This window comes from Polynucleobacter alcilacus (genome assembly GCF_018881545.1).
Taxonomy (GTDB): Bacteria; Pseudomonadota; Gammaproteobacteria; order Burkholderiales; family Burkholderiaceae; genus Polynucleobacter; species Polynucleobacter alcilacus.
Window position 1 is genome coordinate 14,254 of record NZ_JACVQD010000001.1, and the last position, 18,776, is coordinate 33,029.

Below are 18,776 nucleotides of genomic sequence, written 5' to 3' on the forward strand. Positions count from 1 at the left end.
ATTTATATACTATTTATATTACTTTATTTCTTTTAACTAGCTGATTTTTCAGTTATTCAAACCAGTTTCTATTACATTGATACTAGTTTCGTATTGTAAAAACGGTGAATACAGTAAATACGGTAAACCAGAATCATTCTCAAAATAGGATCATTACTTGCGTTTTATTAGTTCAATTTCTTTATCAGGGTTAATTTCAGCCCTCATATTATTTGCGCAACCCGCATTCGCCTTAGAAAAGGTGACTTTGCAGCTCAAGTGGACTCATGCATATCAATTCGCAGGTTACTATGCTGCTCAAGAACAGGGCTACTACGAGGCGGCAGGTTTAGATGTCGACATCAAAGCATTACAGCCAGGTAAAGATGTTGTTTTAGAGGTGACCTCTGGTAAGGCAAATTTTGGGGTGGGTACCAGTGGTTTGCTGGTCTCACGTCAAGAGGGTGCACCGGTAGTGGTGTTGGCAGCCATCTTTCAACATTCACCTTATGTATTAATTGCCAAACGCTTCAAAGAGAATCAATCCATCCAGGATTTGAATGAAAAGCCAATTATTCTGCGGCGACTGTCTGATGAGCTCTTGGTGTATCTCAAGCGAGAAAATATTAGCTTAAGCACTGTGAGCGCATCCACGCCCGGTATGGATACGGTGGAGCAATTATTATCAGGAAAGGCTTTAGCCATCTCTGGCTATATCAGTAATGAGCCCTATCGCTTGTTGCAGGAAAAGTTTCCTATCGAAATTTATAGCCCGCGTTCTATTGGCATTGATATGTATGGTGATAATTTATTTACGACTAGCGATGAGATAAAAAATCATCCTGAGCGCGTAGAGCGCTTTCGGGCTGCCAGTCTGCAGGGTTGGGAGTATTTATTGAAGCACCCTGAAGAGGCAGTAAAAATTGTGCATCAATATGCGCCGCAAGAAACGGTAAAAAAAATAGAATTCGAGCGTAGCAAGATACAGCCACTGATTTCTGCAGAATTAGTTCCTATAGGCTATATGAATCAAGCCCGTTGGGAGCACACCGCAACTATCTATAAAGAAGCTGGCGCCTTGGAGAAAGGCTTTAGCTTAGATGGTTTCATGTATGACCCGAATCCCAAAAAAGATCTGACGGTCTTATACAGCGCCTTTGTATCCGTTTTAATTGCCTTGTTTTTGGTGGTCACGATTGTGTATTACATCTGGCGACTCAACTGTCGTCTGAAGCATTCTCTTTCTCAAGTGCAACATCTAGCGCATCATGACACCTTAACGGGCTTACCGAATAGAGCACTCTTTGTCGATCGGATGCAGAGGGCCATGCTGAAGGCGCGTCGGGAGAAGTCACTGTTTGCATTACTGTTTATTGATATTGATCGCTTCAAGAATATTAATGATCAATATGGTCATACAGCGGGTGACGAGGTGCTCAAGGCATCATGCAATCGGATGATGGCCTGTATTCGGGAGTCTGATTCTTTAGGGCGCTTGGGTGGTGATGAATTCGTAGTATTGCTAGAGGATTTGCGTAGCTCAGAGGACGCAATCGAAATTGCCAAAAAATTTCAAGCTGCCGTTGCTCTGGGGGTTGCTGTAGAGGGCGAGCTGATTCCCACTACCGTGAGTATTGGTATCGCTATATTCCCCTCAGACTCCGATAATGAAGAGGGCTTGTTTAAACGCGCTGATGCAGCGATGTATCGATCCAAACAAAATGGTAGAAACTCCATTCACCTCTACTCTGAAATTCCTGTCTAAGAGTCAATAATGGATTTATTTAACAAAGCCTTTTATCTCTCTTTTGGCCTGATTGTGCTGGTGATTTATCTAGGCACATTAACGCACGAAGAGGTTAAATTCGAGCAGAAGGCCTACTCCTTCTGGCCTATCGCTTTATTGTTGATGGTGACTTCTTGTGCTGGTTTTTTTCTGGCGGGATATCAACCGATATTTTTCCTAGCTGTTGCCAATACCAGTTTAGTTTTTTCAGCGCTTGCAATTGTCTTATTTATTCGCTCATGGGATTCCTCTAATTTCCCTATACGACTCCGTGGCTTTTGGATTGCCTATGGTGTCTTCCTCATTTTTTATGAAATTTTTAGGATCTATGGGTCCTTTGAGGCGAGGGTGTATTTCATGACCTCTATTCTGGGACTCACCAGTTTAGCTGCCTTAGTTGAGTTGTACCTCATCCCCAAGAATGAGAGATCTAAGCAATTTATCATTTTGAAAATTGCCTTCTTTACGCATTTATGCATCATAGTGCTACGTGTTGTTGGGCTGACATTGGGTATTGCAGCCACGACAGCAGCGAGCACGATTTATCAAGAAGGGCCCTTCACGGCAATGCTGCGAGTATTGGGAGTTTGTTCCAACCTGCTCATTTACTTAGCAATTGGCAATATTCTGCTTGAAAAGGTTTGGAGAAAAGAAGAAAGAAAATCGGCTGATAATGAGCTGATTATGCTGTCAAGCTTAAATGCTTTAGCGCAAGCTCGAGATAATGAGACTGGTGCTCACATTGTTCGTACGCAAGCCTATGCCCGCCGCATTGCTTGGCGTCTGCGCCAGCAGGGTGATTATGTAGATCAGCTCAGCGACAGGGCAATCGACCGCATTCATGGTGCTGCACCACTGCACGATATTGGTAAGGTAGGCATTCCCGATTCCATTTTGTATAAGGATGGTCCCTTAAGCAAGGAAGAGTGGAGCATCATGAAGTCCCACGCTTTAATCGGCGAGACTGTTTTGGAGTCTGCAAAGTCTCAATTACCGAATGACGGTGAGCATGAAGATGATGTGATTGATGTCGCCATCAAAATCGCTGGTGAACACCATGAGCAGTGGGATGGTGGCGGATATCCGCGGGGTCTAGCAGGGGCTAACATTTCTTTACCTGCTCGGATCATGTCGATTGTGGACATGTATGACGCCTTAATAAGCAAGCGAGTTTATAAAGAGGAATGGACTCACGATGACGCAGTAAACGAGATTGTTGCTAAGAAAGGCTCTCATTTTGATCCGCTCATTGTTCAGGCATTTGTATTAGAGCAAGATCATTTTAAAGAAATCGCACAGCGCCATAAAGACGAAGGGGTTGAATACCAATCTTTTCGTACTGCACCACATACAGTTGAACAAAAGTTACGCCACTCAGAAGAGCGCTTTGAGTTTTTATTCAAGCATTCACCGATTGGCATGGCGATGGTAGATCATGCAACAGGTGACTTTGTTGAGGTGAATGAAGCATTACTCCATTACACCCAGTACAGCAAAGAAGAGTTTCTGAACTTGTCTTTCTGGGACATCACTCCTAAAGAGTATGAAAAACAAGAGCAAGAGCAAATGGAGGATCTCAACCGAGTAGGCTCGTTCGGACCCAATTACAAGGAATATATTCGCAAGGATGGCTCCCGATTCCCCATCTCCATTCGTGGTTTTATCTTATCTGATGTGGATGGGCGTAAATTGGTCTGGGGCATTATTGAGGATCTCAGTAAAAAGTCTTCCTAAGCTATTGAATGCACTGTCTCAGTATTCAACCGGTGTTCATTGAATGCGTCTCAGTTTTGAAACTCAAGGTATAGTTTGCTAGCCCATGAGTCTGACGCCTGTCCCTGAATCCTCTGAAATTGAGATTACCCCTGATTACCAGGCAGTGATTGACGCTATCGAGCGTCTTGACCCCTATATCTTTGTCAGTGGCAAAGCCGGCACCGGCAAAACAACGCTCATTGGCTATCTTCGCGATATTATCCCAGGCAATGTCGTGGTCGTTGCGCCAACCGGAGTCGCTGCTTTACAGGTGAAGGGGGTCACGATTCATTCCTTCTTCAGATTGCCACCCCGTTTGATTTTTCCTGAGGAAGATATCAAGCCCTTACGCGACAAGCGCCTCTATAAAGATATTCGCCTCCTTATCATTGATGAAATTTCCATGGTGCGTGCTGATGTTGTAGATGCAATGGATTTATTTCTGCGGGAGAACGGCCCCCAAAAAGGTAAAGCCTTTGGGGGTATTCAGGTGCTGTTTGTAGGGGATTTGTTTCAGCTGCCGCCAGTAGTTTCGAGTAGCGATATGCAAGTGCTATCAGAGAGAGGGTATGAAGGTCCGTACTTCTTTTGCGCGATGGCATTGCATCGCAAAGATGTCACGATGATTGAGCTTTCTAAGATCTTCCGCCAAAAAGATGAGCATTTTGCTGGTCTTTTAAACCGGATTCGGATTAACCAAGATGTTGATGAGGCCATTGATACGCTCAATGCCCAGTGTTATCGCGCCAATCAAGAAGTGGACGAAGAAACGATTACGCTCACCACCACGAATGCGCGAGCAGATCAAATCAATGGCGCGGGATTGCGAGCAATTACGAATGAAGTCAAAGTCTATTCTGGTAAAACAACTGGTAAGTTCAACATCGATGAACGCAATTTACCTTCAGCCAATAACTTGGCTTTAAAGGTGGGCGCCAAGGTGATGTTTACTGCAACAGATCCCAACTTTCCCAAGCGCTGGGTGAACGGCACGATTGGTGTCGTACGAGAATTACTCGCTGATAAAGTAAAAGTGCTGGTTAAAAATGGACAGTACTCCAATACTGTTGAAGTCACTGGTCATCAGTGGGAATCTTATCGTTACGATCACGACATGATGTCAGGAAAAATTTCCCCCAGCATTATTGGTACTTATGTACAAATCCCTTTAATGCTGGCTTGGGCTGTCACTATCCATAAGAGTCAGGGCAAGACACTCGATAAGGTGAAAGTCGATCTTTCTTCTGGCGCCTTTGCATCAGGGCAAGTCTATGTTGCCCTGAGTAGATGTAAAACAATTGAAGGTATTTCTCTTCAAAGACCTATTGAACCCAGAGATGTGAGCTGTGATCAAGAAATCAAGCGCTTCTATCTGAACTGCCTACCCCCAAGCTGATTTAAGGCTTACAAGTGATCAAATAACTCATTCAGGCCATATTTGACAAGGGGTTTTATATCTGAATTTTGGATTTATAATCCGTATACAGTCATAACAGTACTTTACCGATGAAATGCAATACAAGGAGGCTATATGTTCTATAGGGTGGGTTTACCACTGTGGAGACAGGCGGCTCAATTGGGTTGTCCAATGATGATTCGGGTAAACGCTTTCTTCGATGAAGAGGCTAAGGTTTTTGTTGCCACAAGTCCTGATTTAAAAGGTTTGGTAGCAGAAGCAGATACTTTGGACGCACTAGAAAAAGAGGTAGTGGCTAGTGCCTCAGGCTTGATGTCATTTCAGTTGCAGGGTAAACACCGCAATAAAATCTATTCCGAACTAAGAGTGAGGGATTGTTTACAAATGGCATTAGTTTGAAGGGTTTTTATAAGCAGCTTACTGCTATATTAAAAAATCATGGATTTGTATTTGAGAGGCAAGGTAAGGGCTCTCATGAGTTTTGGTGCAAGGGTTCTCTTTGTGTCACAGTCCCATCTAATTGCAAGTCTAAATTCACGGCAAATGCAATATTAAAACAAGCTAATATTTCTGAGAAAATTTAAGTGGCTATTATTAAATACCACAATGCCAATGGGTTGATCGATCAGAATTTCGATGTTTAATACCCAGCCGCTAATCCATCTCTTCGATGATCGCTGCCAGCGATATAAGCAGAGTTAGTCTCATCACTGATCTTGGCAATTGCTTGTGCGCTACCAAAATCTAAACTATTTGCTGGCATCACAGTCACTTCATGCCCCATATTTCTGAGGCCTTCAACAACACTGGCTGGCATTGCCGCTTCAACGGTGAGCTTGCCTAAATCATCAATACGCCAACGGGGTGCATCTGAGCATGCTTGCGGATTGAGATATTCATCAACAAAGCGCATCACAAACTGAACATGCCCTTGAGGTTGCATATTCCCACCCATAACACCGAAGGCCATCGTCGGTTTTCCGTCTTTAGTCAGGAAGGCCGGAAGAATGGTGTGGAAAGGGCGTTTACCTGGGGCAACTTGATTGGGGTGACCACTCTCCAGGCTAAAACCCATGCCACGGTTTTGGAAGGCAATTCCTCCTGGAGCTACCACTCCAGAACCAAAGCCTTTAAAGTTGGATTGAATATACGAAATCATCATGCCCGATGCATCGGCGGCGCAAAGATAGACTGTGCCACCAGAGTGAGGATCGCCAGGACCATAGCTCGCAGCCTTAGCATGATCAATCAGTGCGGCACGACTCGCTAAGTATTCACGATCCAATAACTTAGACGCTGGCACTGCCATCGATCGTGCATCCGATACATAAGCATAGGCATCAGCAAAGGCCATGCGCATAGCCTCTATCTGTAGATGAATACGTTGCGCAGAATTGGCTGGATATTGCAAGACATTGGCAGCTTGCAAAATGCCTAAAGCCATTTGTGCAGCAATGCCTGAACCATTGGGAGGGATTTCATGGAGGGTGTAATTGCCATAATCAAAAGCAAGAGGTTCAACCCAATCCGGTGTGTTATCTGCAAAGTCTTGCATGGTGAAGCAGCCACCAGTTGCTTGTGCAAAGTCCACCATGCTTTGGGCGAGGGGGCCTTTGTAAAAAGAGACGCCTGCAGTGGCAGCTATTTCTTTTAGGGTTTTTGCTTGCGCAGGAAATTTCCAGATCTGGCCCGCTTGCGGAGACTTGCCATCCACTAGAAATGATTCTGCAAAGCCCGGTTGATTCTTCAGAATAGGAATCGCTTCACGCCATTGGCGTGCGATCACTGGAGAAACAGGGAAGCCATTTTCAGCATAGTCAATTGCGCGCTTAAATAATTGTGCAAAGGGAAGTTTGCCGAACTTGCGTGATAACTCAACCCAGCCTGCCACCATGCCGGGTACTGTTACGGTGTTCCAGCCGATTAAGTCCATCGCTGATTTACCAGCGAAATAGTCTGGTGTCCAAGCGGCAGGAGCACGGCCTGAAGCGTTTAAGCCATGGAGTTTCTTGCCATCCCACAGAATGGCAAAGCCGTCACCACCCAAGCCATTCATGGTGGGCTCCACCACGGTGAGGGTAATGGCGGTTGCGAGTGCCGCATCAACGGCATTGCCGCCACTCTGCAAGGCTTCAATACCCGCTTGGGTAGCGAGGGGTTGGGAACTAGCGACAGTATTTCTGGCTAGAACGGGCGCGCGACCACCACCAAACGGAGGGGAAATCAACATGGGCATTTATCAATCCACTTTAATGTTGGCTGACTTTACTACCTTCTCCCATTTATTCGCTTCACTCGCAGTAATTTCGGCTAATTTCTCGGAGTTTGCAAACTGCGGATGAATACCTTGTGCTGCCATGCGTGCTTTGAAATCGGGATTAGTCAGAATCTTGCGGATTTCTCGCTCCAATTTAGCAATGATGGCAGGTGATACTCCTTTTGGCACAAAGAGTGCATAGAAGTTTTCAACATCAAATTGTTTCATGCCATCTTGGCCTAAGGTAGGTACATTTGGCATGAGGGGTGAACGTTCAGCCGCTGCAATCGCAATAGGGCGTAACTTACCACTCTGAATATGCGGTAAAGAAGCAGTCACGCTATCAAACATCATCAAGGTATTGCCGGCAATTAAATCCGGCAGGGCGAAGCTGCTGCCTTTGTAAGGAATGTGAGTGCCTGTTGCGCCAATGCGCTGCATAAATAAGGTGGATTCTAAATGTGAGAGGCTGCCATTTCCTTGTGAAGCGTAATTAAAGTTTCCCTTTTTGGATTTAATGAAGGCAATCAACTCGGGTAGATTTTTTGCCGGTACGCTGGGGTTCACCACAATCAGATGGGGAACAGTGCCAACTAATGCTACTGGCGCAAAATCCTTCTGCAGATCGGCAGGTGGATTGTTAAACAAGGCTGAGGATATTAATTGATTGGTCAGTGCACTGAAATGAATGGTGTAACCATCGGGGGCAGCTTTGGCTGCAGCTTGTAAACCAATCATGCCACCGGCACCCGGTTTATTTTCAATCACGATAGCCTGACCTAACAATTCACCAAGGGGTGCCAACACCGCTCTGGCAAAGATATCGGTTGAGCCGCCAGCAGGAAAAGCGAGTATGGCGACGATGGGTTTCTTAGGCCAATCGGTGTCTGCAATTACCAGATTGGAACCAAGCAGGCTTAAAAGTAGGCTAATACTCAGAAGTAAGGATTTCAGGTAGGTCATTTAAAGGTCCATGTGGTTGATGAGTACTATAGTATTGGATATTCAGTCAGCAGTTCATAAATAGATCAATAGAGAATCAGATGACCACTTCTAGTAACAGCTCAAAAGGAGTTGATATGTCAGCCTATTGGTTGCCATTCACTCCTAATCGCTATTTCCATCAACATCCGAAGATGATGCAGTCAGCTAAAGGAGCTTACTACTTTGATGATCAAGGTCATAAGCTCTTTGATGGTCTTTCTGGGCTTTGGTGCTCTCCATTGGGGCATGCTGATCCACGGATTGGTGCAGCCATCTCAAAGCAGTATGAAACCATGGATTATTGCCCTGCATTTCAAATGGCAAGTGAGGCAACTTTTCGTTTGGCCCACCGCGTGGCAAAGATGGCACCCAAAGGCTTGGATAAAGTCTTTTTTACCAACTCAGGATCAGAGGCAGTAGACACAGCGTTAAAGATTGCGATTGGCTATCACCGTGTGATGGGCAATGCATCCCGCACCAGAATGATTGGTCGTGAGCGTGCGTATCACGGCGTAGGGATGGGGGGTATTTCGGTTGGTGGCATGGTAGCAAATCGCAAAATGTTTACCAGCCTAATGATTCCTGGAGTGGATCATTTGCCGCACACCCTTAATTTATCGCAAATGGCTTTCTCTAAAGGACAGCCTACTTGGGGCGCGCATCTTGCCGAGGAATTAGAAAAGATCGTTGCATTGCATGACGCCAATACGATTGCTGCTGTCATTCTTGAACCAGTCCAAGGCTCTACTGGCGTGATCGTTCCGCCAGAAGGTTATCTGCAAAAGATTCGGGAGATTTGCACTAAGCACGGCATTCTCCTCATTTTTGATGAGGTCATCACCGGCTTTGGCCGTTTAGGGGCAAACTTTGGCGCTGATCGCTTTGGTGTGTTGCCTGACATGATTACGTTTGCTAAAGCCATTACTAACGGAGTAATTCCTTTGGGTGGCGTGATTGTGCGGAGTGATATTTATGACAGCATCATTGCCAATGGGGGACAAGAGCAAGCGATTGAGTTCTTCCATGGCTATACCTATTCAGGGCATCCGATGCCGACTGCAGCTGCTCACGCAGTACTGGATATTTTTGAGTCAGATGACTTAATCAATCGCGCTAAAGCACTCGAACCCATTTTAGAAAATGCACTCCACGCGCTTAAGGGTAAATCTGGAATATTGGATATTCGTAATTTTGGATTATCAGGAGCAGTGGACTTAGACCCTATCCCTGGTAAACCTGGTCTGCGCGCGATGAAGGTCTTGGAGGGATGCATTGAGAGGGGTGCGTTAGTGCGCATTGCGGGTGAATGTATTGCTGTAGGCCCACCATTTATTTCCAAACCAGAAGAAGTGGAATTCCTCTGCAGTGTGCTTGGGGAAGCAGTGGATGCTGCGATGAAAATCAATGCTTAGCTAATTGATAGAATAAAAAATTAAATAGAAATTAGGAGATATATGACGACCCGAAGAATGCTATTCCATGAGCGACTCAGTAAGCCAGGGTTAATTGTTGCGCCTGGAGTTTATGAAATGGTTTCATTACGTCTTGCTGATCGCATGAATTTTGATGCACTCTACATGACAGGTTATGGCACAGTTGCTTCCTTATTGGGTCTAGCGGATGCAGGCTTGGCAACGTATTCCGAGATGGTTGGCAGAGTAAACGCTATGGCTAATATGGCGAAGACCCCTTTAATTGCTGATGGGGATACTGGCTATGGTGGTTTATTAAATGTGCGTCATACCGTTCGAGGATATGAAGCTGCAGGTGCAGTGGCGATTCAACTAGAGGATCAGGAATTTCCTAAAAAATGTGGGCATACCCCGGGTCGTAGAGTTATTCCCATGGAGGATATGGTGAAAAAGATTGAGGTTGCAGTTGCATCCCGTATTGATCCACTTTTTAAAATTATTGCAAGAACCGATGCCAGGACAACCTTAGGGTTAGATGATGCCCTGCGACGTGGTGAAGCCTATGCTCGAGCTGGTGCTGATATTTTATTTATTGAGTCCCCCGAAACTGAAGCAGAGATGAAGCGTATTGGACAAACTTTTCCGGATCATCCATTAATTGCCAATATGGTAGAGAAGGGGAGAACTCCTGTACTTTCTAAAGCAGAACTAGAGCAATTGGGCTATAAGATCGCCATCTTTCCAGTAACCGCTTTACTCGCATCTGTGCAAGCGATGACTAAAGTATATGAGCACTTCAAGGATACTGGTTCATCTGTTAATAATCCCGCAGACTTATATGACTTTACGGAGCTGTCGAAGTTGATGGGTTTTGAAGATGTTTGGGAGTTTGAAAAACGGTTTGTCGAAACTAAATAAGAGGTCACTATGAAATTGCAGCGCTACCTGACATTGGCAGCTATTTTTATACTGGCTCTATCCCCCTTGCTGAGCTTCGCGCAAGCAAATTATCCTAATCGACCAATCCGTCTCATTATTCCCTTTACTCCGGGTGGTGTTACAGATACTTCTGGCCGCTTTATCGCTGAGCAGTTGTCCTTAAAGCTGGGTCAACAAGTAATTTCTGATAACAAACCGGGAGCCTCCGGAAATATCGGTTCTCAGATGGTTGCTACGGCAGAGCCTGATGGGTATACCTTGTTATTGGGTTATGCAGGTACCTTATCCATTAATCCATCGCTCTTTGATAAGGTTCCCTTTGATAGTGTGAAAGACTTTGCGCCAATCGGAAAAATTGGCGATGCTATTTTAATTGTTGTAGCGAACAATGATTTTCAAGGTAAGACCTTGGCGGATGTGATTGCCTTCTCCAAAAAAGATCCCAACGGCATATCTTATGGAACATCTGGTACTGGAGGGACGCCACATATTGCGGGTGAGTTATTTAAGCAAAAAACGGGCGCTAATTTGGTTCATATTCCTTATAAAGGGGGCGGCCAAGCCTTGCTTGATTTGCTGGGAGGCAATATTCCGCTGGTCTACACGGCAGTTGCTGGTGCTAATCAATATGTTAATACTGGCCGAATTAAGGCGATTGCGGTTTCGAGTGCAAAAAGAAGTCCAAGCATGCCCGATGTCCCTACCTTTATTGAAAGTGGTGTAAAGGACTTTGTGATTGATGATTGGGTTGGTTTATTAGCACCAGCAAAAACACCCAAGCCTATCATTGCTAAATTAAATCAAGCATTAAATGAGATTTTGAATTCTCCGGAGGGTAAGGCTAGGCTTTTAGCCATGGGAATCACTCCCTCGCCAGGCACTCCTGAAAAATTTGGTGAGCAAATCAAGGGTGACTTAATTCGATTTGCACCGATTGTTAAGGCTGCACAAATCAAATCTGAGTAATACTAATTCAGGGGTTTACTTATTGCATAAATGGTAAATGATGGGGATCGCAACCGCGCTGATCACGCCGTTCATTCCCATCGCCAGGCTTGCATAGGTTCCCGCTTCTGGGTGGATGCTGAAAGCTCTTGAGGTACCAATGCCATGGGCGCCGATACCGATTGCAAATCCTCTTTGCCACCAGGCTTTCATGCCCAGCGCATTGAGCACAAAGGGCGCAAGGATGGCCCCCAGAATTCCGGTGCTGACTGCAAAGATGGCAGTGAGTGTCGGTGATACGCCAATTCGTTCAGCAATCCCCATTGCAATTGGGGCGGTTACCGATTTGGGATACATTGCCCCCGTGATGCTTGAGTCAGCCCCTAGAAGACTTGCGATCCCAACAGCACTGGCAATAGAAACTAAACCCCCAGTAGCCAATGAAAAAATGAGGGGGATAGATCGTCCCTTGAGGCTAGCCAATCCTCGATAAATCGGAATTGCTAGAGAGACGGTTGCCGATCCTAATAAGAAGTGAATAAACTGTGCGCCCTCAAAGTAGGTGGCGTAGGGCATCTCAATAAATTGAATGATCGTAGCGACTAAAATAATGGCAATGGCTACTGGGTTGGCTAAAGGATTTTGCTTGGCGTGCTTATAAATCGCCAAGCCAACTTGATACGCTGCCAAAGTAATAAATAGGGCAAAGAGCGGACTTCCAGATAGATACACCCAGATTTCCACAATCGAGTGCTTTTCAGTCATGGGCTTCCTTTCGACTCAAAAAACGCACTATCAAAGCACTTGAACCAATCGTGAGAATGACACTGCCGACAAGCGCGCTAACAATTGCGAGTGCATTAGCCCGTAATTGGGGAAGGAACAACACAATCCCTACAGCTGCTGGAACAAAGAGTAGGCCTAGGTATTGGCTAAAGCCATCCGCAACCAAGGCGAGCTCAGCATTGACCCCCTTACGAAATACCAGCCACAAGACTAGTAGCACTAGACCGATTACTGGCCCAGGCAAAGTGGGTAAGAGAAACTTCGAAACTAATTCTCCAATACTTTGGAACAGGAGGATTTGCACAAGCCCAGAGATCATCATCCGATCTTACAAGCTTAAATTTATGTTGCATAGCAATAATTAGATTCTTGTTTAAGATAGACACATTCAAAGTAGGGTATAAAAAAGCAGAAACTCATTCTTAAAGAAAGAGTTCCTAAATTATAAAAACGATAGGAGATCACTCATGGCTGAGTTAAATGTCAACGGTAAAAAATATAAGGTCGATGTAGACCCAGACACCCCCTTGTTATGGGTAATCCGTGAGCAAATTGGTCTTACTGGTACTAAATATGGTTGCGGCATTGGCGTCTGCGGAGCCTGCACAGTCCTGTTTGATGGTCAAGCTCTGCGCAGTTGTGCTTTGCCAGTATCCGCTGCTGTGGGTAAAAAAATTGAAACGATTGAAAGTTTAGAGAAGAACGGTCAACTCTCTAAGGTACAAAAAGCCTGGGTTGATAATCAGGTGCCTCAGTGCGGTTATTGCCAATCTGGCATGGTAATGGCAACGACTGCCTTATTGCGCAACACACCGAAACCAACTGACGCTCAAATTGATGCTGCTGTCACCAACATTTGTCGTTGCGGCACTTTCCAAGAAGTACGTGCAGCCATTCATGCTGTCAGCAAGGCATAAGGGGAAACAGATGACTACAAATACAAATAACAATACAAGTACTTCGCGTCGCCACTTTATCGTTGGCTCCAGTGCAATCGCTACGGGTCTGGCAATTGGCTTTGATCTCTCGCTAATCTCCTCTGCGAATGCAGCGATGGGTACTGGTACCACCGCAATGACGCCATTAGATTTACCTGAAATTGGAGTATGGGTTGTTGTAAAACCCAATGATGATGTGATTGTGCGGGTCGTTCGCTCAGAAATGGGTCAGGGCACCATCACTGGCTTGGCGCAAATGGTTGCCGAAGAGCTGGAGTGTGATTGGAAGAAGGTCTCCTATGACTATCCATCGCCTGCAGAAAGCCTAAAGCGGAAGAACGTCTGGGGTAGCTACTCCACTGGCGGAAGTCGTGGCATCAGAACCTCCGAGCAATATGTGCGCAAGGGCGGCGCAGCTGCTCGCATCATGTTGGTGCAGGCAGCCGCCAATCAATGGAATGTCCCTGCATCTGAATGCGTCGCTAAAAATAGTGTCATTACCCATACGCCCTCAGGACGCAAGACCACATTTGGTAAGGTATCTATTGCTGCATCTAAATTAGAGGTACCAAAAGAGGTACCTTTAAAGGATCCAAAAGACTGGCAGATCATTGGTAAATCCCTTAATCGTATTGATGGCGTTGCTGACAAAGTTACTGGAAAACAAGTCTATGCCATTGATTTAAAGTTCCCCGGTATGTTAGTAGCGACCATTAAAGAGTCTCCAGTCTTTGGCGGCAAAGTAAAGAGCTATGACGCTGCTAAAGCGCAGAGCATGAAGGGTGTTAAGAAAGTCGTGCAAGTCGGCGACACAGCGGTAGCAGTAGTCGCAGACACTTTTTGGCAAGCCAAAATGGCCATGGAGCAAGTCAATATCAATTGGGATAGCGGTGCTAACGTGAACGTATCTAGCGCCTCTATTAAAAAGATGCTGGAAGATGGTCTTGAGCATCCGGATTCATTTGTGCATAACACCAATGGCGATATTAAGACGGCAATTGCTGGATCTGCTAAGACACTGCAATCCACTTTCTTCTATCCATTCTTAAATCACGCCACGCTGGAACCACAAACAGCGACTGCAAAGTGGACTCCAGATGCTTGTGATGCCTGGGTTCCAACTCAAGACGGTGAAGCTTCTTTAGCGGCAGTTATCGCAGCTTCAGGTTTGCCTTCTGAGAAATGCAATGTCTACAAAGTAAACCTGGGTGGTGGCTTTGGTCGTCGGGGTGCATTCCAAGACTTCACAACACAGGCAGTCAATATTGCTAAGCAGATGCCAGGCACCCCCATTAAATTGATTTGGACTCGCGAAGAAGATATGACGCAGGGCCGTTACCATCCAGTGATGATGTGTAAGTTGACTGCAGCGATTGACGGCAAAAATAATGTGACTGGCATCAATATGCGCTTGTCTGGCCAATCAATCTTAGCAGCGGTACGGCCAGCCATTGTGGCGGCGAATAAAGGTAAAGATCCAGTTACCTTTCAGGGGCTTGAGGATAGTGGCGAGCACGGTTTCACATACGACTTCCCTAATATCACTGTTGATCACGCCATGCGTAATACCCATGTACCTCCTGGTTTTTGGCGAGGTGTGAACGTCAATCAAAATGCAATCTTCATTGAAACCTTCATGGATGAGATGGCAGAAGCCACCAATATGGACGCGGTTGAGTTTCGACGTAAACATATGGGCAAGCATCCCCGTGCAGTCGCCGTTCTAAATGCGGTAGCGGATGGCATTGGTTGGACTAAACCTGCAGCGCTAGGTGTATTCCGTGGCGTGGCACAAATGCGTTCCTTCGGCAGTTATGTGGCAGCAGCGTGTGAGCTCTCAGTAACAAATGGTAATGAAGTGAAAATTCATCGCTTTGTTGCCGCTACTGATCCTGGGTATGTTGTTAATCCAGCGCAAGTTGCGCGTCAAGTATCTGGTTCATTTGTGTATGGGCTATCAGCGCTTTTCGAGGAAGAGATTACGATCGAGAAGGGTGCAGTGGTCCAAAAGAACTTTGATACTTTCGGCTCTATTCGCCTCTATCAAATGCCGCCTGTTGAAACCATCATCATTCAAGGTGGCGGTAAAGACTGGGGCGGTGTAGGTGAGCCAACGATCGCGGTAGCAGCGCCAGCTGTTTTAAACGCGTTCTATCGTGCTACTGGAAAACGTTTGCGTAATGTGCCTTTGAAAAATAGCGGCATCAAGCTGGTTTAAGAAGTTCAAAGTGAAATGGCCAGGATGAGAATGAGGTATGTACTAGTAGCGCTGTTGCTAGTCTTCCTCAAGCTCAGTTCGGTGCAGGCACAAACAGTGGTGGGGGATTCGATTTTCGAATCCCTGTCTTCTCTGCCAGGAGATGCGACGAGGGGTCGTGCAATCGTTGCCAGCCGTCAAACTGGTTTGTGCTTGTTGTGCCACAGCGGACCTTTTCCAGAAGAACGCTTTCAGGGTAATTTAGCCCCGGAACTGACCGTTAGTAGTGCACCACTCAGCGCGCCACAATTAAGAGCGCGCATGGTTGAAGCAAGTCGCTTTAATTCAAATACCATCATGCCGGCGTATTACAAAACTGGACACCTCAATCGGGTTGCTACAAAATTTGCAGGACAAACTATTTTAAATGGCCAAGAGATTGAGGATGTTGTTGCTTTCCTAGTCAGTCTTAATACCCAAAATTCCAAATGAAGATGAATATCAATTACTCTCCAAAAATGCCGCGCCGTGACTGGCTCAAAAGAATCCAAAAGCTGGGTTTCATTGCCTTAGGCTCATGGTTTGCTCCCTCTTTAGTATTTGCGAAGAAGGAAGATGCAGAAGAGGCGCTCAAAACAATTACGGGCGGTGCAACCATCAATGATGGGCGCGTTACCTTAGTGATTCCCCCGCTGGTGGAGAATGGTAATTTGGTGGTTCTGAATGTGAGTGTGGATAGTCCGATGACCGCGAATAACTATGTCAAAGCGATTCATGTGGTGGCAGAAGGTAATCCATACCCCAATATTTTTGCCGCTTATTTCACCCCTCGTTCAGGAACCGCCAATCTCACTACACGGGTCCGTTTAGCTGATAGTCAAAGGGTCTGGGCGATTGCACAAATGAGTGATGGGAGTTTTTGGCGCGGCTCTGCCGAAACACTCGTAACACTTTCTGCCTGCACGGAGATGGTATGAGTAAAACCTCACGCACCTCTATCACCATGCCTACTTCGGCAAAGAAAGGCGCCATTATTGAAATCCGCGCAATTGCGCAGCATGATATGGAGTCAGGATTTCGTTATACAGAATCAGGAAAATTAATTCCTAGAGAAATTATTCAGGTCTTTACTTGCTCCTATAACAATGTGGAGATATTCAAAGCCGATTTCTTCTCCGGCATTGGCGCTAATCCTTTAGTCATCTTCACTACTATCGCCACTGAAACAGGCACTCTGGAATTTAAGTGGGTGGGTGATGATGGTTACGAGGCGATTAATCAGGCGCGCATTACTGTTTCGTGAAACTGCGGATTTATTCATTCTTTCTGGCAAGCTGCTTTCTATTGAGCGCATCCTTAAACGCTCTTGCCGCACCAGCTCTTGCTGTGCAACAAAAACAGTCTAGTTATGAATTAATGTCTTCTGAAAATAAGGCGATGCAAGATGACCCTAGCCTCAATCCTGCTATGTTTTGGGTTAGCGAGGGCGAGAGTCTGTGGAATGCCAAGTCAGGCGAGAAGCAAGTTGCTTGTTCTAGCTGTCACGGCGATGCTAAAAAATCTATGCGGGGTGTTGCAACGCAGTTTCCTAAGGTGATTAAAGGGAAGCTACAAACTCTTGAAGGTCAAATTAATCAATGTCGAGTTGCAGCACAAGGTGCCCCAGCACTTTCCTATGAGAATAAAGAGCTCCTCTCCCTAACGGTATTTGTAGCCAATCAATCCAAAGGAATGCCTATTGCCATAAAAGAAACTGCGATCAATAAAACCGATCTCCAAAAAGGAAGCCGTTGGTTTAATGAAAGAATGGGTCAGCTCAATTTATCTTGTGCTCAGTGTCATGAAGAGCGGGCGGGACTCAAGCTCGGGGGTAGCTTGATACCTCAAGGACATCCCAATGCTTATCCGATCTATCGTCTGGAATGGCAGACCTTGGGATCTTTACAGCGCCGTCTACGTAATTGCATGAGTGGCGTTAGGGCCGAGCAGTTTGCGTATGGCTCGCCAGAGATGGCGCAACTAGAACTCTTTCTGATGTGGCGCGCGAATGGCCTGCCCATAGAGGCCCCTGGGGTCAGGCCTTAACTAGACTCTCTTAGTCTGAAAAGACTACGGAAGTAGCACCATTAATCAACACACGGTCATGCAAGTAGTAGCGCAGCGCCCTCGATAGAACAGTACGCTCCAAGTCCCGGCCTTTGCGCACCAAGTCTTCAGGGGTATCACCGTGGGTAACACGCGTAACGTCCTGTTCAATGATGGGACCTTCATCTAAGTCACTAGTGACAAAGTGGGCGGTAGCACCAATCAATTTAATCCCGCGCGCATGGGCTTGATGATAGGGCTTGGCACCTTTAAAGCTGGGCAAAAATGAGTGATGCACATTAATACAGCGACCTGATAACTTGGTAGATAAATCATCAGACAAAATTTGCATGTAACGCGCCAGTATCACCATGTCTACTTTAGATTTAGCAACGATCTCCAGCAGTTTTGCCTCTTGAGTAGACTTCGTTTCAGGAGTGACTGGGAGGTGATAGAAAGGAATATCTGCAAAATCAATACTTGCATAAACCTCGCGAGGGTGATTGGACACGATGCCACTGATGATCATGGGCAACTCACCAATGCGCCAGCGATACATTAAGTCCACCAAGCAATGATCTAACTTGGAAGCCATAATCAGTACTCTTTTTAGATCTTTAACCGCACGCAATTCCCAGGTAAGTTCAAAGCGCTTCGCAATTTCCAGAAATCCAGATCTGAGTGTATTGTCATCGGTGGGGCAACTAAAGCTCACGCGCATAAAAAAGCGTTTCGAATCTTTGTCATCAAACTGTTGAGCTTCCTCAATATCACCACCAGCCTGAAAAATATACGTAGAGACCGCTGCAACGATTCCTGGTTTATTGGGGCAGGTGAGTGTGAGGTAATAGTTTTCGATAGTCATGGCGGATTCATTCAATAATTGCTAGTGAACCCTAATTTTAGACTGTTACACAAAATGTCAGGCTAGCTACCTTATTGCTTGACAGGCTGTATCACAAAGTCAGCTGGACCTAAGAGGGGTGAGCTATTGTCAGTAATAGTAGGGATGGGGATATCTACGCAAATCGGTTTGGCTACCAGTGCATTAATAAAGCTGCAATCTTTTTTAGTAGCAGCAGATGTGGCATGCTCTAGTGGGGATTTGCCCGTAGTGGCAGTAGAAGCGAGACTAGTAGCGGTAACTGGGTTTGCAACCGCAACTGTGACCACTGTTGTTCCGGCTGCGCTCGCTGCAGCAGTACTAGAGCTTCCTAGTGCAGCAAGTGGTGCAACACAGCCTTGCAGGCAAATCACACTAAAAACAAGAAAAAGAATTAACCCAGTTATTAGATG

The 18,776-nt window shown here is 45.8% G+C and carries 20 protein-coding genes; 14 read left to right on the forward strand and 6 right to left on the reverse strand.

The window, feature by feature from the left end:
- The first annotated feature begins 157 nt into the window (after positions 1-157).
- The 5 genes from ICN45_RS00075 (at position 158) to ICN45_RS10485 (ending at position 5,521) form a co-directional block, all read left to right on the forward strand.
- Entirely contained in the window at positions 158-1,744 is a 1,587-nt protein-coding gene (locus ICN45_RS00075; protein ID WP_216171857.1) for a GGDEF domain-containing protein, read from the forward strand.
- A 9-nt stretch (positions 1,745-1,753) separates the two neighbouring features.
- Complete coding sequence (locus tag ICN45_RS00080; protein WP_216171858.1) at positions 1,754-3,499, forward strand: HD domain-containing phosphohydrolase; 1,746 nt, start codon at positions 1,754-1,756, stop codon at positions 3,497-3,499.
- A gap of 85 nt (positions 3,500-3,584) precedes the next feature.
- Positions 3,585-4,916, forward strand: a complete 1,332-nt coding sequence (locus tag ICN45_RS10465) for an ATP-dependent DNA helicase (protein ID WP_216171860.1) — start codon at positions 3,585-3,587, stop codon at positions 4,914-4,916.
- 135 nt (positions 4,917-5,051) lie between these two features.
- Positions 5,052-5,336, forward strand: coding sequence for a DUF1902 domain-containing protein (locus tag ICN45_RS00090; protein ID WP_216171862.1), 285 nt, complete (start codon positions 5,052-5,054; stop codon positions 5,334-5,336).
- Positions 5,333-5,521 (forward strand): type II toxin-antitoxin system HicA family toxin, encoded by a 189-nt coding sequence (locus ICN45_RS10485; protein WP_369411474.1) that lies wholly within the window; start codon positions 5,333-5,335, stop codon positions 5,519-5,521. Before ICN45_RS00090 ends, ICN45_RS10485 begins: the two co-directional genes overlap by 4 nt.
- Positions 5,522-5,577: 56 nt before the next feature.
- On the opposite strand, the gene ICN45_RS00100 is transcribed toward ICN45_RS10485, so the two are convergent.
- Both ICN45_RS00100 and ICN45_RS00105 read right to left on the reverse strand, forming a co-directional pair.
- Positions 5,578-7,167 (reverse strand): gamma-glutamyltransferase family protein, encoded by a 1,590-nt coding sequence (locus ICN45_RS00100; RefSeq protein ID WP_216171866.1) that lies wholly within the window; start codon positions 7,165-7,167, stop codon positions 5,578-5,580.
- A gap of 9 nt (positions 7,168-7,176) precedes the next feature.
- Positions 7,177-8,157 (reverse strand): Bug family tripartite tricarboxylate transporter substrate binding protein, encoded by a 981-nt coding sequence (locus ICN45_RS00105; protein ID WP_216171867.1) that lies wholly within the window; start codon positions 8,155-8,157, stop codon positions 7,177-7,179.
- Positions 8,158-8,273: 116 nt separating this feature from the next.
- Here ICN45_RS00105 and aptA point away from each other — a divergent pair, with 116 nt between their 5' ends.
- From aptA to ICN45_RS00120, 3 genes are read left to right on the forward strand one after another with little or no spacing between them, the layout of a single operon-like run.
- Positions 8,274-9,590 (forward strand): omega-aminotransferase AptA, encoded by a 1,317-nt coding sequence (gene aptA, locus ICN45_RS00110; protein ID WP_255531021.1) that lies wholly within the window; start codon positions 8,274-8,276, stop codon positions 9,588-9,590.
- Between the two features lie 42 nt (positions 9,591-9,632).
- On the forward strand, positions 9,633-10,508 hold the full coding sequence (locus ICN45_RS00115; protein ID WP_216171870.1) for an isocitrate lyase/PEP mutase family protein: 876 nt from the start codon (positions 9,633-9,635) through the stop codon (positions 10,506-10,508).
- A 9-nt stretch (positions 10,509-10,517) separates the two neighbouring features.
- Positions 10,518-11,495, forward strand: coding sequence for a Bug family tripartite tricarboxylate transporter substrate binding protein (locus tag ICN45_RS00120; RefSeq protein WP_216171872.1), 978 nt, complete (start codon positions 10,518-10,520; stop codon positions 11,493-11,495).
- A gap of 15 nt (positions 11,496-11,510) precedes the next feature.
- Here the strand turns inward: ICN45_RS00120 and ICN45_RS00125 are convergent, their stop codons facing one another.
- Both ICN45_RS00125 and ICN45_RS00130 read right to left on the reverse strand, forming a co-directional pair.
- Positions 11,511-12,239 (reverse strand): LrgB family protein, encoded by a 729-nt coding sequence (locus ICN45_RS00125; RefSeq protein WP_216171873.1) that lies wholly within the window; start codon positions 12,237-12,239, stop codon positions 11,511-11,513.
- Positions 12,232-12,582 (reverse strand): CidA/LrgA family protein, encoded by a 351-nt coding sequence (locus ICN45_RS00130; protein ID WP_216171875.1) that lies wholly within the window; start codon positions 12,580-12,582, stop codon positions 12,232-12,234. Before ICN45_RS00130 ends, ICN45_RS00125 begins: the two co-directional genes overlap by 8 nt.
- Before the next feature lie 145 nt (positions 12,583-12,727).
- On the opposite strand from ICN45_RS00130, the gene ICN45_RS00135 reads away from it, so the two are divergent.
- The 6 genes from ICN45_RS00135 to soxA are packed head-to-tail and all read left to right on the forward strand — an operon-like array spanning position 12,728 to position 17,480.
- The gene (locus ICN45_RS00135; protein WP_216171876.1) at positions 12,728-13,177 is read left to right on the forward strand and encodes a (2Fe-2S)-binding protein; all 450 of its coding nucleotides are present in this window, start codon (positions 12,728-12,730) and stop codon (positions 13,175-13,177) included.
- A gap of 10 nt (positions 13,178-13,187) precedes the next feature.
- Positions 13,188-15,416, forward strand: a complete 2,229-nt coding sequence (locus ICN45_RS00140) for a xanthine dehydrogenase family protein molybdopterin-binding subunit (protein WP_216171878.1) — start codon at positions 13,188-13,190, stop codon at positions 15,414-15,416.
- A 30-nt stretch (positions 15,417-15,446) separates the two neighbouring features.
- Positions 15,447-15,887, forward strand: a complete 441-nt coding sequence (gene soxX, locus ICN45_RS00145; RefSeq protein ID WP_255531022.1) for a sulfur oxidation c-type cytochrome SoxX — start codon at positions 15,447-15,449, stop codon at positions 15,885-15,887.
- Positions 15,884-16,372 carry a SoxY-related AACIE arm protein gene (locus ICN45_RS00150; protein ID WP_255531023.1) on the forward strand — a complete coding sequence of 163 codons (489 nt, stop codon included), beginning with the start codon at positions 15,884-15,886 and terminating at the stop codon, positions 16,370-16,372. The genes soxX and ICN45_RS00150 overlap by 4 nt, the downstream gene beginning before the upstream one ends.
- On the forward strand, positions 16,369-16,698 hold the full coding sequence (locus ICN45_RS00155) for a thiosulfate oxidation carrier complex protein SoxZ (protein WP_216171880.1): 330 nt from the start codon (positions 16,369-16,371) through the stop codon (positions 16,696-16,698). Before ICN45_RS00150 ends, ICN45_RS00155 begins: the two co-directional genes overlap by 4 nt.
- A gap of 41 nt (positions 16,699-16,739) precedes the next feature.
- Positions 16,740-17,480 (forward strand): sulfur oxidation c-type cytochrome SoxA, encoded by a 741-nt coding sequence (gene soxA, locus ICN45_RS00160; protein ID WP_255531024.1) that lies wholly within the window; start codon positions 16,740-16,742, stop codon positions 17,478-17,480.
- A 10-nt stretch (positions 17,481-17,490) separates the two neighbouring features.
- Here soxA and purU read toward each other — a convergent pair whose 3' ends face one another.
- Together purU and ICN45_RS00170 are read right to left on the reverse strand one after the other, a co-directional pair.
- A complete protein-coding gene (gene purU, locus ICN45_RS00165) occupies positions 17,491-18,345 on the reverse strand; it encodes a formyltetrahydrofolate deformylase (protein ID WP_216171882.1) in 855 nt (284 codons plus the stop codon).
- Positions 18,346-18,416: 71 nt separating this feature from the next.
- Positions 18,417-18,737, reverse strand: coding sequence for a hypothetical protein (locus ICN45_RS00170; RefSeq protein WP_216171884.1), 321 nt, complete (start codon positions 18,735-18,737; stop codon positions 18,417-18,419).
- Positions 18,738-18,776 lie beyond the last annotated feature (39 nt).

Excerpts from the sequence above, each read along its gene's own strand:
- ICN45_RS00080 (WP_216171858.1), top strand. The coding sequence starts at position 1,754 with ATGGATTTATTTAACAAAGCCTTTTATCTCTCTTTTGGCCTGATTGTG.
- ICN45_RS10465 (WP_216171860.1), top strand. The coding sequence starts at position 3,585 with ATGAGTCTGACGCCTGTCCCTGAATCCTCTGAAATTGAGATTACCCCT.
- ICN45_RS00090 (WP_216171862.1), top strand. The coding sequence starts at position 5,052 with ATGTTCTATAGGGTGGGTTTACCACTGTGGAGACAGGCGGCTCAATTG.
- ICN45_RS00100 (WP_216171866.1), bottom strand. The coding sequence starts at position 7,167 with ATGTTGATTTCCCCTCCGTTTGGTGGTGGTCGCGCGCCCGTTCTAGCC.
- ICN45_RS00105 (WP_216171867.1), bottom strand. The coding sequence starts at position 8,157 with ATGACCTACCTGAAATCCTTACTTCTGAGTATTAGCCTACTTTTAAGC.
- aptA (WP_255531021.1), top strand. The coding sequence starts at position 8,274 with ATGTCAGCCTATTGGTTGCCATTCACTCCTAATCGCTATTTCCATCAA.
- ICN45_RS00115 (WP_216171870.1), top strand. The coding sequence starts at position 9,633 with ATGACGACCCGAAGAATGCTATTCCATGAGCGACTCAGTAAGCCAGGG.
- ICN45_RS00120 (WP_216171872.1), top strand. The coding sequence starts at position 10,518 with ATGAAATTGCAGCGCTACCTGACATTGGCAGCTATTTTTATACTGGCT.
- ICN45_RS00125 (WP_216171873.1), bottom strand. The coding sequence starts at position 12,239 with ATGACTGAAAAGCACTCGATTGTGGAAATCTGGGTGTATCTATCTGGA.
- ICN45_RS00130 (WP_216171875.1), bottom strand. The coding sequence starts at position 12,582 with ATGATGATCTCTGGGCTTGTGCAAATCCTCCTGTTCCAAAGTATTGGA.
- ICN45_RS00135 (WP_216171876.1), top strand. The coding sequence starts at position 12,728 with ATGGCTGAGTTAAATGTCAACGGTAAAAAATATAAGGTCGATGTAGAC.
- ICN45_RS00140 (WP_216171878.1), top strand. The coding sequence starts at position 13,188 with ATGACTACAAATACAAATAACAATACAAGTACTTCGCGTCGCCACTTT.
- soxX (WP_255531022.1), top strand. The coding sequence starts at position 15,447 with ATGAGGTATGTACTAGTAGCGCTGTTGCTAGTCTTCCTCAAGCTCAGT.
- ICN45_RS00150 (WP_255531023.1), top strand. The coding sequence starts at position 15,884 with ATGAAGATGAATATCAATTACTCTCCAAAAATGCCGCGCCGTGACTGG.
- ICN45_RS00155 (WP_216171880.1), top strand. The coding sequence starts at position 16,369 with ATGAGTAAAACCTCACGCACCTCTATCACCATGCCTACTTCGGCAAAG.
- purU (WP_216171882.1), bottom strand. The coding sequence starts at position 18,345 with ATGACTATCGAAAACTATTACCTCACACTCACCTGCCCCAATAAACCA.